Below are 16,213 nucleotides of genomic sequence, written 5' to 3' on the forward strand. Positions count from 1 at the left end.
ATAATTTTTCAGATAATGCATAAAAATCATCACTTTACCTCTATACTTATTCCTGGTCTAACCCCTTAACTTTAGCTACTGGTTTTTTTATTTGTTACCTGACGAATTGGCAACTCAATCACAAAGTCTGTACCTTTGCCAAGTTCAGATTGACAGTATATTTTACCGTTGTGTTTTTCTGTAACTATCTGATAGCTGATAGACAGTCCCAACCCTGTACCTTTACCGACAACCTTAGTAGTGAAAAATGGATCGAACAGTCGAGAGAGGACTTTTTCATCTATGCCGAGTCCGTTGTCGGCGATGCGAATGACAATCCAATCTTTATTGAGCAGGGAGGTAGAAATTTGGATTTTGCAGGGGTTTTTTGCCAGTGCTTCAGAAGATTCCTTTGTGGTTCGTTCTTCTAGAGCATCAATGGCATTAGACAGCAAATTCATAAATACCTGATTCAACTGACCGGGATAGCATTCTATTAGAGGTAAAGTAGTATAATCTTTGCTCACATGAATGGTGAGGCTATCACCTGAGGGCTTCAAACGGTTTTGTAAAATCATTAATGTACTGTCGATGCCTTCGTGAATATTTGCTGGTTTGAAGTCAGCTTCGTCTAGGCGCGAGAAGTTCCGCAAAGATGTGACAATTTCCCGAATGCGTTCAGTGCCGACCTGCATGGACTGGAATAATTGAGGTAAATCCTCAACCAAATACGCTATTTCGGCTTTTTTGAAGAACTCTTGGATTTCTGGTGCGGCATCAGGATAATGATGCCAATAAAGTTGCATATAGCGAAGCAATTCTTGCGTGTATTGGTGAGCGTGTTCTAAATTGCCGTGGATAAAATTAATCGGGTTATTAATTTCATGGGCAACTCCCGCCACCAGTTGCCCCAAGCTGGCCATTTTTTCAGCGTGGATAATTTGCATTTGGGCAGTACGCAGTTCATTCAGTGCTTGGGCGAGTTGATTCGCTTCTTCACGAGTTTGACCCAGCAAACTAGATTGTTGAAATAAGTTGGCTTGACGCAGTGCTACACTGAGTTGAGCCGCCACTTGGGTGACAAATTCCAATTCCGCCTCTTCCCAATGACGTGTATGGGTGCATTGGTGAATGCACAACAACCCCCACAGTTCATCCCCTTCCATCAACGGCACAATAATCTGTGCTTTGACTTGGAATCGCTCAATTACATCCAGATGAGGTACTTTGGAGCCAACGCTGTTGACATCAGATATTACTTGCACTTGCCCTTGACGATATTGGGGTGCATATTGATCGCCGAAGCAATAGTCTTGCACCTTCACGGCGAGGGCAGAATCGAACTTGGGTAAGACATCTTCAGCAATAAATTCACCACTGCAAAAACCAACATTAGGATCGAAGCGGAAAATGCCAACTCGATCGGTATTTAGCGATCGCCGCACTTCCTGTACTGTAGTCTTAAGGATCGTCTCTAAATCCAAAGATTCTCGAATTTTGACGACCAAATCAAATAAAATCCGGCGCTGTTCAGCCGATTGTTGCAGTTCATCAGCGCGAGTTTGAATTTGAGTCACCATTTGAGAACTTTGCAGTGCCACTCCTAGTTGGCTAGCAACTTGTCCCAAAAATTCCACTTCCACACTATCCCACTGGCGCGGTGCGGAATGTTGATAGGCAGCCAGCAATCCCCACAAATTCCGTCCGACAAAAATTGGGGTTAATGCATAAGCGCGAATTTTGAACTGCTCCAAAATATCGAGGTGACAGCGCGAGTGTCCAGCTTGATAAATATCCTCTACAGCAAAATTTTCGTTGTTGCGGTAGCGTCCGCCTTTGGTTTCTTGAAGGTGAGTATCTTCCCAAACGAGATTTTTGCCAAAGGGATTAATACTGTCCCACTGTGCCTCAACCATGCCGAAATTACTGACGAATTCGCCACTCCAGTCTTGATTGAAGCGATAAACGCCAACCCGCTCAACTCGCAGCAGTTTACATACTTCTTGGCAAGTAGTTTTTAGAATTAAATCAATATTTAAAGAGGAGCGAATTTTCCCGACTACTTCAGTTAATGCTCGTTGCCTTGCGATCGCATCTTTGAGGGCAACTGCCTGTTGTTTCGACTGAGCTAAATTCTCGGCTTGTTGAATCGCGACTCCCAATTGTGCCCCTACTTGTCCCAGAAACTCCACTTCGTAATTTGCCCATTGGCGCGGCCCGGAGTGTTGATAGGCTGCTATCAGTCCCCACAGTTTTGGGCCGATGAAGATGGGTGCTAAGGTATATGCCCGAATCTTAAATTGCTCCAAAATATCCATGTGACAACGCGAGTGTCCGGCTTGGTAGATGTCGTTGACAACAAAACTTTCGTTATTGCGGTAGCGTCCACCTTTGGTTTCTTGGAGGTGGGTATCTTCCCAAACGAGATTTTTGCCAAAGGGATTGATTCTATGCCACTGCGCCTCTACCATCCCGAATTGGCTGACAAATTCGCCGCTCCAATCTTCATTAAAGCGGTAAATTGCCGCCCGCTCTAACTTCAGGAGTTTGCAGAGTTCCTGACAGGCAGTATCTAGAATAATTTCGGTATTTACAGAGGAGCGAATATTTCCTACTACTTCCGTCAAAGCCCGTTGCCGCGCGATCGCATCTTGCAGTTCTGCTGTGCGTTGTTTGGTTTGTTCTAGGGTTTCTGTCTGCTGCATTGCTAGGCCAAGATGGCTGGCAGCTTGAGCGAAAAATTCAACTTCGTGAGGATACCATTGCCGAGGAGCGGAGTGTTGATAGGCTGCCAGCATTCCCCACAGTTTTGGGCCGATGAAGATGGGTGCGATCGCATACGCCCGAATCTGAAACTGTTCTAATACTTCAATATGACAACGAGCGTGCCCTGCATCGTAAATATCAGCCACAGCAAACGGCTCATTTTTGCGATATCGCCCTCCCTGAGTTTCTTGCAAATGTGAATCTTCCCAAACCAAATCCTGTCCAAAGGCAGTCAATGCATCCCAAGGATGTTCTGCAAAGCCAAAACGATTGAGAAAACTACCGCTCCAGTCAGTGTTAAAGCGATAGATTGCAACTCGCTCAATCTTCAATTGCCGACAAATATCTTGACAAGAAGTCGAACAGAGGGATTCTATATTTACAGATGCGCGAATCTTAGCCAGAATCCTCGCCAATATTTTTTGATATTGAACCGTTAGCTGTAGCTGTTTGTGACAATCTTGCAGGTCTAAGTGGTTCGACGTTCCATAACTGTTCGCTGTCATAAATTATAAATAAAATAGACTACCTATTTTCAGTATTCCCTTGTTTATTTGTAATTGCTCAACTAGTCTTAGTTAGTGGAGAGTCTTGATTACTTTTAGTTTACTATCAAGGCTTCTTTTGCCTCGTTGATAGTTGTTCGAGGTCAGGCAGTTTCTCTATTTATTCAGTTAATCTCTATTTCGACCTCTTGTTTAGAGTGTTGAGCAATGACAAAATCAATTCATAATTAATTTTGGGTATAGAGCGGTCTAATTTCAATTCTGAAAAATATAAAACTGGTAAGTATTTTTATTCAAAAATACCGGAATTTATCCGTAGTGTAAAAATTACATAAATAACTCATATTGATTGCGTCAAAAAGCTCAGTACACATCTATATTGCTTCTGTCCCCTGTTTCTTTAAGCTAATCACTATTCAAGTTGCATAATCTGGGCGCTCATATTGCCATAGGTTCAACTTCAGCTGGAAATAGCTTATCTGTTGGCTTACATCCCCACCCGGAAATAAATTTTCCGGCTTTTAGCTTAACTCTACTGAAGTAGACTGGAGATTTTTGGCGATATTTAGTCATCTTCAGATGACTTTAGCGATGAGACGGGAATTTCAATTCCCGGCGGACAAGGGGTTTGGCGTTAAGTTGACACCAATGGGCAATGCCGTGCCCCTACACCTTGCGATGTAATCTTACGTGAGTTCGACGAGTACTATTTTGACCTCTCCCCCAGCCCCTCTCCTACCAGGAGAGGGGAGCAAAAACTTTTGTTTTCTCGTTACTCCTCCCTCTCCCAAGGGGAGACGCAACGCGTTCGCCTTTTAGGACAGGGAGGCTGTCCGGGAGAGGTCTGTCGAACTCACGTTAATCTTGTACCTCATCTGAATGGGAACCGCTATAACCCTGTTCTGTCACTCTCCGAAAACATTTGCCATTTCTGAATTCTAGAGCTTTTCTCTACCAAGAGTGAACACGATTTTTTTCTAATAACAAATACAACACCCATTTTTTTCTAATAGGATAGCTTGTATTGATTGCCTGATGAGGCTTCTAGGGATTACTCTCCCGGAGAGTGACAAAAGCGGGATAAACACTAGGGGCGCACTGCTAGCAGTGCGCCCCGACGAATCACCTAATATTACACCCTACAAAAGTATCGGGTTATAAAATCTACTATTACTTAGTAATGATTTAGGTTAATGCCAGCTTTTTTTGCCATTGCTTCTAACCCATTAATTTGTAGGGTTTTAATTGCTTTGGTAGACAACTTTAATCTCACCCAGCGATTTCCGCCTTCCCACCAAACCCGCTTGTCTTGCAAATTAGCGTGCTGAAGGCGTTTAGTACGGCGGTGGGAGTGGGAAACAGAATAAGCGTTATTTGCCTTCTTACCAGTTAGTTCACAGCGACGGGACATAGCTACTATCTCCAGATTGTTATTTTAATACAGCCTTTCCATTTTAGGTCTTAGGCAGCAGAAGTGGGGAGATGAGGGCAGGGGGCAGGGGGCAGGGGGCAGGGAAGCAGGGGAAGCAGGGGAGAAATAACTCCTAACTCCTAACTTCCCACTCAGCACTATTTACTCGCTTGTTCCGTCAGCTTGGTGAGTACCTCATTCGATCGCTCGACGAAGGATTTCATTCCTTCAGCGTCAAATCCTTTCTGAGACATGAGAGCTAAATCGTAAACGTGTTGACAAATCAAGTTGACTAACTGATCTGTAGACGATTCACCGTTACCTTGAATGATACTACCTTGGTTAATATTTGCCAGATTTTGAATTAGCGGGTGAGCAGTATTCACCAGCAAAATGTGATCTTCGGGAAACTCTGCTGACTGCTGCTGCATCATAGCGTTCATTTCGCGCAGGCGGCGGAGAATCTCTGGTAAAAGCACGATCGCAGGTGGTGTCCCTTGAGGATCGTCTGATTTCAACGCTTCGGTACGGATGTTGAGTTTGGGTTTGTTGAGGGATTTCTCAAATAACTCTTTGATCGTCTCACTGCGAGTTTTATTCGTCTTGGGATCGACAATTTCCTTATCTTTATCTTGTTCTAGCAGAGTATTATCTAAATCTGAGTCTACCCGCGTAAACTTGACATCCTGATATTCCCGCTCTAGGAAGTTGATAAAGTGGGTGTCGATGAAGGAGTCCATAAACAGGACTTCCAAGCCTTGATTTTTGTGCAGTTCTATGTATGTAGATTGGGTCGCTTCATCGGTGCTGTAGAAAACCCGGTTTTCGTTGCGTTCTTTGTTGCGTTCTAGATACTCTTTCAGCGTAGTATAAGGAGCGCTGGGAGTTGAGTTCTCAGAACTGGGTGAAGGAGTGACATCTTGCCAAGCATCCCCGTCTGAAGACTGGACTTCAACCACTGGAGTTTCAGCAGCAACTTTTTCTGTCAGCTTGGCGGTGGTGCGGAAGACGATGATATCTTCGATTTGTTTTTTGAATTTCTCGTCGTTGAGAACGCCGAATTTTACGAAAGTGCCGAGGTCTTTCCAGGCGCTAATGTATTGTTCGCGGTTATCGCGGAAAAGTTCTTTGAGGCGATCGCCTACTTTTTTGGCAATGTAATCACCAATTCGCCGCACGGTGCGATCGCCTTGCAAGGCACTCCGCGAGACATTTAGGGGAATATCGGTACTATCAATCACACCCCGCATCGGCATCAGAAATTGCGGGATAATTTCTTCGCAGTTGTCGCTAACAAAAACTTGATTGCAGAATAGCTTGATCTGTCCTTTGGTAACATCTACATCCGGCCTCATTTTCGGGAAATACAGAATCCCGTTAATGATAAAGGGATAGTCTGTATTTAAATGTACCCATAACAAAGGTTCTTCCTGAAAAGGATACAGGTAGCGGTAAAACTCTAAATAATCTTCTTGAGTTAGATTACTCGGAGACTCTCGCCACGGTGCTTTTTGCTTATTTATTACTTCGCCGTCTAGTTTAATGGGGACTGGCAAAAAGTCGCAGTATGTCTTGACAAGATTCTTGATTCGTGCTGATTCGAGAAATTCCTCTTCTTCCCCTTGCAGGCTGAGAATAATAGTGGTACCGCGAGTTGTCCGAGAAGATTCTTCGAGAGTGAAAGCTGGGGAACCATCACAAGACCAGTGAACCGCTTGCGCCCCTTCTTGATAGGATAAGGTATCAATTTCTACCTTTTGCGCCACCATAAAAGAAGAGTAGAAACCAAGACCGAAGTGGCCGATTATCGGTTGATCTGATTTGCCTTCATACTTATGAATAAATTCTTCCGCACTAGAGAAGGCAACCTGATTGATATATTTCTTAACTTCATCTGCGGTCATCCCGATACCGTTATCGGAAATTGATAGAGTTTTCTTATCTTTGTCAATGGCAATTTCAATTTCTGGTTCGCCGATGTCTCCAGCATAATCGCCGGCGCGGGATACCATTTTTAGCTTTTGGATGGCGTCTACAGCGTTGGATACCAGTTCCCGCAAGAAGATTTGATGATCTGAATAGAGCGACTTCTTAATGATCGGGAAAATATTCTCAGTATGAATACTGATAGTGCCTTGTTCTAGCATAATTGGTAATTTTCGATGTTAGTATCTGAAATGATGATAGTAGGTAATACAACCTAGCCATCTGTTTTCCAGGATAAACCCGGAGAACACAGAAGGGCATGATACCAATTAGGATTTTAAAAGCATAACTTAGGCGATCGCACCTTTTTTAAGCATTGTTTGCCGCCATTTTCTGATTCGGATTCCCCTACTTCCGACTCCCCACTCTCCACAGATTGCTGTTTAGGTATTACTAAAATTCTTCTCCAACACCAAAAAATAATGGTATGGATAACTGGGATCGATATATTCTTGCTTAACAGTTAACCCAGCTTTGGCAACAGAGTTTAAAATCCGCTTTTTAGGATATCCTTTTAAACCCATTTCCCAGCAGTGTTCGTCACAGACTGGCGTTGTACTCCAGAATTTTGGCACATTGAATAGTAAATACCTTGGTCTGCCTGAGAAAGAAGTTTTCACCTGAAACGAGAGGTATTGAGTGCAATAGGGAATCGAAATCACCAAAAATTTCTTGGTTGCAATAGCAAGTTTTCTCAATGCTTCTTCTGACTGTTCGTAGGGGAAGTGTTCCAGCACTTGAAACAGGACAATCGCATCAAATTTATCTTTTGGTAAGGAAAAATCTGTAGTCAAATCCAAAATTATTTCTGGTTTAAGGCTAGGGTCAACATCAGCAGTGGAGACGTTATATCCATTATTCTTCAAGATGTCTGTTAACAGAGAATTAAAAATCCCAATTTCCAGAACGTTTTTTACCTGATTACCTAGCGAAAAAATTAGACGCAACTGGTGATGGTAACTGATGAGGCGATTTTTGGATAAATATTCTGAATTTCTAATATCTAACGAGCTGATGAGTTGCATAAATAAGCCTACCTAAGCTGAGAGATTAACAAATTTGGTGCGTATACAACTACAGGATTCCCGGAAAAATAGTGAAAGTAACAATACCTTGTTTCGTTTGTATACAATACATTTCCTAGAAGGCTACGGTGTACACACATCTTGGTAATCAAGCCTAAACCCTGGATTTACCCCCCTTAATCCCCCCTTGTAAAGGGGGGACATAATCCGGTTCTTCCCCTTATCAAGGGGGAAATATCCGGTTCTCCCCCTTGCTAAGGGGGAGTTAGAGGGGGTGAGAAGGACTTGTATACAACACCGTAGCCTAGAAGGAAAGAGGCTTTGAAGGGGAATAAAATATCACTAACACCAAGGTTATTGCTTTAACGAGTAGAATTCTACGCGCTAAAGTATTTTGCTAACGGATGATAGGTAATAATCGCAGTGGTAGACTGTTCTGGATAAAGTTGTTCGCTTTCATCCATATACAAGTTAATCCTGTCAGTCTGCAATAACTCCAGTTGCTTGTACTGGTCTTGAATGTTGGGACAAGCTGGATAGCCAAAACTATACCGGGAGCCACGATAGCGTTGTGCCAACGTATCCCGAATATTGTCGGGTTCTTCAACAGCAAAACCTAACTCTCGGCGGATTCTGGCGTGTGTCCATTCAGCTACAGCTTCCGCCATCTGCACTGCCATACCGTGGAAATACAGATAATCGGTGTATTGATTGGCAGCAAACAGCTTTTGGGCGAACTCTGTGGCAATTTCACCCACAGTTACCGCCTGCATTGGGAAGACATCAATAATTCCCGATTCCTTCGGTGCAAAGAAATCTGCTATGCACAGCCGTCTTAAAGACTTTTGTCTGGGAAACTCGAAAGTTGTAACCTGTTGTGATTGGTTCTCTGAGTCATATATATGTAGAGAATTCCCCTCGGCTTGACAGGGGAAATATCCGTAAATCACCTGGGGATGCAACAGATTTTCTTCAATAATTCGCTGTTTCCAACTTTCTAAAATTGGATACACTTTCTCAGCCAAGAAAGCCTGATATTCTTCCTTGGATTGTTCTTTTGGTTTACGGAATTGCCATTGTCCAGCAATTAAAGCTTGTAAATCTAAATGCCAGAAAATTTCCTGAATGGGAATATCACTAGGCTGCAATAACTTCGTTCCCCAGAAAGGCGGTGTCGGACGTTCAATATCTATCGCCACAGCATCGGAACGTCTCGTATCTACTACTTTTGGTTCAGCAGATGTTTCTTCAGCAGTCTTAGCTTTTGCTTGTTTGTTACCATTAGTCGAAACTTCAGCCGTTTCGACTTCGTTCAAAAATCCTTGCAAATCTTCCCAGTTATTAGTTGCCTTTGCTGGCATTAATTTATCCATGAAGTGCAAGTCTGAAAAGGCATCTTTGCCATAAACAACTTTACCTTTATAGGTATTTTGGCAATCTTCATAGACAAACTTGGGAGTCAGCGCCGCACCACCTAATATCACAGGGACACTAATTCCCTTTTCGTTGAATACCTCCAAATTCTCTTTCATGAAGGCGGTGGATTTTACCAGCAAACCACTCATGGCTATACAATCAGCTTTGTGCTGTTCGTAAGCGTTGATGATGTTTTCTACTGGCTGCTTAATTCCCAGGTTAATCACTTTGTAGCCGTTGTTGGATAAGATGATATCCACCAAGTTTTTACCAATGTCGTGGACATCGCCTTTGACTGTGGCAATGATAAAGGTTCCCTTGGCATTGTTGCCTGATTCCGATTTCTCCATGAACGGTTCGAGAAACGCCACCGCCGCTTTCATGGTTTCCGCAGATTGCAGAACGAAGGGTAACTGCATTTGTCCAGAACCGAATAATTCCCCGACAACTTTCATCCCATCTAGCAGGAAGGTGTTGATAATTTCCAACGGGGGATATTCTTCTAAGGCTTTTTTGAGATGTTCTTCTAAGCCAATGCGTTCGCCGTCGATGATATGACGCTTGAGACGTTCTGGGATGGGGAGACTTTCATCTAAGGAGCGATCGCGCTTAGTTGTCACCCCCGCAAACGCTGTGGTAAGCTCTCCCAAAGGATCGTAAACGCAAACATCACCCTCAAATTTCCGCTCATCATAAATCAACTGCCGACAAATTTCTTGATGGCGGGCATCAATCTTAGAGAGCGGTAAAATTTTATTAGCGCTGACAATGGCTGCATCCATTCCCGCCGTTGTCGCTTCGTGCAAAAACACCGAGTTCAGCACCATCCGCGAAGCTGGATTCAAACCAAAGGAAATATTGGAAACACCCAAAATCACATGACATCCAGGTAATTCTTGACGAATCCGCCGAATCGCTTCAATTGTGGCTTTACCGTTTTCTCGGTCTTCTTCAATCCCGGTAGAAATTGGTAACGCTAGAGTATCAAAGAATATTTCTGTGGGTGGTATGCCATATTCTACAGCTTGGCGGTATGCGCGTTGTGCGATCGCAAACTTTTTGTCTGCTGTCCGTGCCATTCCATCTTCATCGATAGTACCAATGACTACACCAGCACCGTACTTTTTCGCTAATTCCAGCACTTTCAAAAAGCGCGGTTCTCCATCTTCGTAGTTGGTGGAGTTCAGCAAACACTTACCACCGGCAATCTTTAAACCCGCCTCCATCTTTTCCCATTCGGTGGAGTCAAGCATTAAAGGTAATGTCACATTATTCACAATGCGCGAAACTAATTCGTGCATATCTCGCACGCCATCGCGTCCGACATAATCGACGTTAACATCGAGGATGTGTGCGCCTTCTTTTACTTGCGCCCTCGCCATTGACACCAGTCCATCCCAATCTTCCGCATTAAGCAAATCGCGGCACTTCTTGGAACCACTGGCGTTGAGACGTTCGCCAACAATCAAGAAAGAATTATCTTGCTCGTAGGGCTGAGTGGTGTAAATTGATGCTGCTGCTGGTTCTAAGCTAGGTTGTCTAACTTTTGGCTTCAGACCTTTAGCGACTTCTGCCAATTGTTGAATGTGTTCTGGACGCGTCCCACAGCAACCCCCGATCACTTGGACACCCAAATCTTCAACAAAATGCATCAGCGACATCCGTAATTCCAACGGTGTCAGTCGGTAGTGCGCTTGACCGCCGACGTTCTCAGGTAAACCCGCGTTGGGAATACAGGAAACTATAAAAGGTGAATGTTCTGATAGATACTTGATATGTGGTTTCATCAAGTCTGGGCCAGTGGCGCAGTTAAGACCGAGAATGTCAATTGGGTAAGGTTCCAGAATCGTCAGCACAGCACTGATTTCTGAACCAACCAACATTGTGCCCATGCTTTCCATTGTCACAGACACCATCAACGGTCGGCGATCGCCTTTTTTGGCAAACACTTCTTCAATGGCATTCAGCGCCGCTTTAATTTGCAGCACATCTTGGCAAGTTTCCACAATAAATAAATCGACCCCACCATCCCACAGCGCCTCTGCTTGTTCGGTAAAAGACGCTTTCATGGTGTCAAAGTCAATATGTCCCAAGGTAGGGAGTTTCGTTGTCGGGCCGATAGAACCTGCCACAAACCGGGGTTTTTCTGGCGTGGAAAATTCCGCAGCCACACGCTTCGCCAATTCTGCGGCTGTTTTGCTAAGGTAATAGGCTTGGTCTGCCAAGTCATATTCTGCCAGCACCAGGGATGTACTGCCAAAGGTATCGGTTTCTATGACATCTGCACCAGCAGCGAGAAAGTCACGGTGAACCTTAGCGACAGCTTCGGGTTTCGTGTGGACTAGGTATTCGTTACAACCTTCATACTGCGGGCCGCCGAAGTCTTCAGCAGTCAGGTTTTGGGTTTGTAAGTTGGTTCCCATCGCCCCGTCGAAGACGAGGACTGGGCTATCTGGACTACGCAGGCGTTCAAGGAAAGAATGAGTCATATTTTCCTAGAATAAATGAGGAAATCAAGTGAGTCTTGTGATACTCGACTTACTTTATTATTTTCCAAGATTGTGATATTTTCGGCATCTTTTAGTAAAGTCTGTTTTGCTGAAACTCACCATTTGCTCATTTTTACCTGATTTTTCAAGGTTGGCGATGACAGAATCAATATTTCAGAGTGCTACCTCAAACTGGCCAACTTGAGAGGTTGTTTAAAAAGTTGCAAAGTATACTAATAACCCCTCTCCAAACCTCTCCCCGAAACGGCTATCCATTAGTCACATCTTTCTTAAGATTTATACAAAATACTTAAAATCAGACTGAAAGTATTGATGGGTATAGTTTTGAGAGAAGAATGTAGCTGATGGTAGTGATAGAGAATGCAAGAATGGGCAACAGAAGAATTGAAGCAAGCAGATTTAGGAGACGCTAGGCGTACAAAGCGATTAATACGCATCATCGAAGATTTGTCAGCACAACTTCTCCATCAAGATAATTGGGATAAGTAGTTATGGATTGGTTTCATCGCTGCGTAGGCGTAGCCCGCACCCTGCTAATTTGAACATTATAAAGCAGTTTTCATGTAGATAGAACACACGAATCTACCCTTATTTCCGATTTCCTGCAATACACTATTCTAGTAAATATTGCTACATAGTTTGTGAGGTTTGCTGGTGACGAACGAAGAACTGTTGCAAATTATAGAAAAAGCTGCCAGAGAAAAAGCAACGCATCTAAACCTCTCTGACAATAAACTAAGAAGCCTGCCACCAGAAATTAGCCAACTCTATAACTTGAGAGAGCTATTCCTTGCTAACAATAAACTAAGCAGCCTGCCGCCAGAAATCTGCCAACTCTCCAACTTGATAACGCTATACCTCTCTAACAATGAACTCAGCAGCCTACCGCCAGAAATTAGCCAACTCTCCAAGTTGGAGGTGCTATTCCTTGCTAACAATAAATTAAGTAGCTTGCCGCCAGAAATCGGTCAACTCTCCAACTTGACATGGCTATCACTCGCTAACAACCCACAATTGAACTCGCCGCCGCCTGAGATTGTCAAACAAGGAGCGATATCTAAAAGCTGGTTATAGGCTGGCTTTCACGCTAAGTTGACACCAATGACATCTTGTCCGCCCCACAAAAGCTAAATTTTATGCACTATTTTAGCTGTGTCAGTCCAATAGGGTGTGTTAGCGCGAAAGCGTAATGCACCTTTGAACTCCATTAATGAGTCTTTTAGCTCCGTTAACGAGTTTTTGAACTCCATTAATGAGTCTTTTATATTCGTGAATGAGTGAATATTATTGCAAGGTTAGCGATGCTTATCATGAGCTACTAACGAATGCCATCATTATCAATGGCGCTGTAGCTGTCGCTAGGGAAAAGCCCCAACCAAGGGTCAGAACTAGGAGTTAAAAATAGTTCTCCGTATACTTGTTCATTGAGCGCTTCCACACTCCTGGTTTGCTTACCCTGCATAAACCATTGATGAATTTGGCTGTGCAGCATATATTCATTTCTGACTGTATCTAAAGCCATTGTAGCTTCAAAATTTTTCACTATTATCGGCAAATTATCTGCTTGAGTGTTGGCAGATTGAGACTTTTTAGCTCTAATTAGAGAGATGCTGTTTCGATCTAGCTTGACATCTGCGGCATAGAGTTGAGCAATTTTGTCCCAAACTTTCTGGTCAGTAATTTCAGTTAAGGCGTTTTGATTCCGTTCAGCATCAGACTGGAGAGCAGTTAACATTGGCGTTTCAACTCTCATTTTAGAAACTGCTAGAGAGCTTGCTATTTCTGCTGTCGGTGGTTGAGTGGGATTGCTAGGAGTTTCTGCCAACTTAGGAGGAGATTGGATACCCAGGCGGGATAAATCTGCAACCCATTGGGCTTGGATAGAATTTAAGCGATCGCTGTGGTATTTTCTTAAATAAGACTCGCGATCGCTTGGTGTAAGTTTACTGTAATTTTTTACTGCTAATTCAGCCTGCTCTAGCTGCCGCAAAAATGCTTTGGGACTATATAACCCTGGAATAGCATCGATTGGCCGACCTGATGCATCCAATACATAATGAATGCTATTGCCTGTAATCGTTCGCTCCAACTTGCGTCCGTCGCCAAAATCAATAGTTACTTTGGGTACAGGGCGGACTGATTGCCAATGCAAAATGAAACGGTCTTGAAGCAGTTTAGAAATTTCCACATTCGGATACAGTGCTACTCTGAAGAATCTACTATTAGCACAACTCAAATCTTGATCCAGCCTACCCAATAACCGCAGAGATAGAATGGGTTTACCACTGGCTCTAGCAGCAGCTTTGGCTTGTTCTATATCAGTGTACCAATACAAATGAGAGGCGTAACAGTCTCGTTGTTGACAAAGTTCGTCTAAAGCTAGCCGAAGTGCAGGAGAAGGTAAAACTGCTCCTGAAGAAGCGGTATTTAATGTATTAGCATGGGATTTAAGAAATACTTCTAACCCTTTTTGACCCTGTTTCCGAAGTACAGAAACTTCTTGAGATAGCTTGGAGGTTTCAGCTACAGGAGTTTGAGCATCAGCTATCTGCACAAAACCGAAGCTGACTAGGATGAGTGCGAAAGGATATTTAAAGGTTCTAAATTTCATATATTTTCAGATATTTTCAAGGAAAATAAGGAGGTGATACCAATTCAAAATTCAAAATTCAAAATTCAAAATTCAAAATTCAAAATTAAGACGTAGCATAAGTTTGGGCGTTTGCATCTGTATCAAATTTATGGTGAAACGGTATGAGGTGGTGGAGAGGCTGTAATTCTCTCTAGAGACAAAACCCAAGATTTACGTTAGTTTGCTGGGTTGTGCTAAAGAGGGCGATCGCTTATTTATGAGATGCTATCGGTAGCTTAGTTTCTTAATCTTCCTGATTAGGTTGAGGTAAAGAAATATTTCCTAAGTAATTCACTAAATCGCTGTAACTGGAGAAATCCAATAGCGCTTCGGCTAAATCTTCTAGTTGAGTAATAGATAATGTGCGAATCTGCTGTTCTATCTCTGGCTCAATTGCACTAACCCGACGTGTTAAAAGACGCATAATCAGTTGTAGTGCCTCCTGTTTCTTTCCTCGTTCTTCTCCTTTTTGCAGAATGTCTTGGTAAATCACAGATTCTTGCATAATTTCCTCTCTGAAAAGCTGTGTAATCAAACTTTTATCAAACCGCAAACCAGTTAAAACCTGAACACAAGCTGATATGTTCTGTCGTTCATCTGTTTCTTCAATCATATCGACAGCAGTAGCGACTTGAGTTAATAAGTCTGCGGGTGAGTCGGTTCTGGCTAATGTCGCCAGTGGTAAAAGTGCAGGGTTAGCTAGCAGTGGTGTGGGATCTTCTTCCCATAAACGAATCACTCGATACTCGTGTCTGGTTTTTTTATCTACATACTGAGTATTAAAAACAATTTCTGAGGAGGTGGGTTGTAAAAAAATCAACACCTGCTCAATATCACACCAGTATTCTCGTTTTAATCTGGTGTAGTAATCCAGCATCCGAAAATCAAGCGGGGTTTTGGATTTTGGTGTCGTTTGAAACTCTAAATGTAAGATTTGGTTGGCGATTTGCAGGAATGTCACCGAATCAGCACGAATCGGTTCGAGATTGAGTTCGGTTTTAAGTACTTGGATATCTGAGGTGTCAGATGCAAGTAGCCATCTGGCAAAGTCACCAGGGTATTTTTCCGCGAGGTATTTGCAGGTGTTATCGTAACTCAAGGGCGTATATTTGATATGTTGTGGTCGAATTGCATATTTGGGTATGGAATTATGAAAAACTCCACCCATAAGTGAATGGAGTTTTTTAATACACAAATTTATGCTTGACAACGCACTAGATTTATGCAGAAAGTGGATTATTGCAGCAAAGGAGTTGTGCTTTTACCGTTAGTTGACGCATTCGCAATTGCAGCTTGAATCGGTTCAGTGGAAAGAACCGCTACAACTGGAGCAACTTTTGAAATAGATTTTTTATTTCTTTTTCCATTAGAGCCGCCAGCTTTGGAATACTGTATACTGTTTCTGCCGTAGATAGTTGCAACTCCACTTAGCATTCTTTCAGACATTTCGGAGAGGGCTTTATCCATCTGGATTATTGTTTTACGCGATTCTTCAAGATTGGATACAAGCGTGTTATGAGCTTCTAACGTCGCACGGGTAGTATTGATGAGGTGGTTGTAGGCTTCAATGTTTAATCCATATCCTAAATCCAGATTTTCATCAACGGATTTAAGCAAGGCGAGACGAAGTTGGGCTTTGTCAACAGCAGCAGAACTACGAGTTCTTAAAGACATGATATATCCTTTTGTTTAAAATTTCCTTTTTCAACATAGTGGAGTATCCTTTTGCCTGAAATGAGTAGTTTTGTGGATTTATTTCATTAAAAGTTCAACGAAATAATTACGAGTTTGTCTGTATTTTTACTCATTTTTCATATCTATTTGTTGTTTGAGAATAAGTGCAATCAACAATTGCGAACTCCAAATCAGCAATTGCGAACTCCAAATCAGCAATTGCGTTCGCTAAATCAACAATTGCGTTCGCCAAATCAGCAATTGCGAACTCCAAATCAGCAATTGCGAACTCCAAATCAGCAATTGCG

Annotated in this window: 9 protein-coding genes and 1 pseudogene; 2 read left to right on the top strand and 8 right to left on the bottom strand. The window is 42.9% G+C overall.

Annotated features, from left to right (window positions below; all coding sequences use genetic code 11):
• Positions 1 to 71 precede the first annotated feature (71 nt).
• From RM368_RS08525 to metH, 5 genes are all read right to left on the bottom strand, one after another.
• The gene (locus tag RM368_RS08525; protein WP_322693677.1) at positions 72 to 3,251 is read right to left on the bottom strand and encodes a GAF domain-containing protein; all 3,180 of its coding nucleotides are present in this window, start codon (positions 3,249 to 3,251) and stop codon (positions 72 to 74) included.
• A 1,174-nt stretch (positions 3,252 to 4,425) separates the two neighbouring features.
• A complete protein-coding gene (rpmB, locus tag RM368_RS08530; RefSeq protein WP_322693678.1) occupies positions 4,426 to 4,662 on the bottom strand; it encodes a 50S ribosomal protein L28 in 237 nt (78 codons plus the stop codon).
• Between the two features lie 158 nt (positions 4,663 to 4,820).
• Positions 4,821 to 6,809 (bottom strand): molecular chaperone HtpG, encoded by a 1,989-nt coding sequence (gene htpG / locus RM368_RS08535; RefSeq protein ID WP_322693679.1) that lies wholly within the window; start codon positions 6,807 to 6,809, stop codon positions 4,821 to 4,823.
• 222 nt (positions 6,810 to 7,031) lie between these two features.
• Positions 7,032 to 7,673, bottom strand: coding sequence for a class I SAM-dependent methyltransferase (locus RM368_RS08540; protein WP_322693680.1), 642 nt, complete (start codon positions 7,671 to 7,673; stop codon positions 7,032 to 7,034).
• A 377-nt stretch (positions 7,674 to 8,050) separates the two neighbouring features.
• Complete coding sequence (gene metH / locus RM368_RS08545) at positions 8,051 to 11,578, bottom strand: methionine synthase (protein WP_322693681.1); 3,528 nt, start codon at positions 11,576 to 11,578, stop codon at positions 8,051 to 8,053.
• Between the two features lie 381 nt (positions 11,579 to 11,959).
• On the opposite strand from metH, the pseudogene RM368_RS08550 reads away from it, so the two are divergent.
• Both RM368_RS08550 and RM368_RS08555 read left to right on the top strand, forming a co-directional pair.
• Positions 11,960 to 12,058, top strand: a pseudogene (locus tag RM368_RS08550) (transposase DNA-binding-containing protein); the annotation flags it as partial.
• A gap of 195 nt (positions 12,059 to 12,253) precedes the next feature.
• Positions 12,254 to 12,673, top strand: a complete 420-nt coding sequence (locus RM368_RS08555) for a leucine-rich repeat domain-containing protein (protein ID WP_322693683.1) — start codon at positions 12,254 to 12,256, stop codon at positions 12,671 to 12,673.
• A gap of 244 nt (positions 12,674 to 12,917) precedes the next feature.
• Here RM368_RS08555 and RM368_RS08560 read toward each other — a convergent pair whose 3' ends face one another.
• From RM368_RS08560 to RM368_RS08570, 3 genes are all read right to left on the bottom strand, one after another.
• On the bottom strand, positions 12,918 to 14,210 hold the full coding sequence (locus tag RM368_RS08560; protein WP_322693684.1) for a hypothetical protein: 1,293 nt from the start codon (positions 14,208 to 14,210) through the stop codon (positions 12,918 to 12,920).
• 265 nt (positions 14,211 to 14,475) lie between these two features.
• Complete coding sequence (locus RM368_RS08565; protein WP_322693691.1) at positions 14,476 to 15,330, bottom strand: DUF4351 domain-containing protein; 855 nt, start codon at positions 15,328 to 15,330, stop codon at positions 14,476 to 14,478.
• Between the two features lie 137 nt (positions 15,331 to 15,467).
• The gene (locus RM368_RS08570) at positions 15,468 to 15,905 is read right to left on the bottom strand and encodes a hypothetical protein (RefSeq protein ID WP_322693685.1); all 438 of its coding nucleotides are present in this window, start codon (positions 15,903 to 15,905) and stop codon (positions 15,468 to 15,470) included.
• Between the last annotated feature and the right edge of the window lie 308 nt (positions 15,906 to 16,213).

Source organism: Nostoc sp. DedSLP03 (assembly GCF_034530815.1).
Classification (GTDB): Bacteria; Cyanobacteriota; Cyanobacteriia; order Cyanobacteriales; family Nostocaceae; genus Nostoc.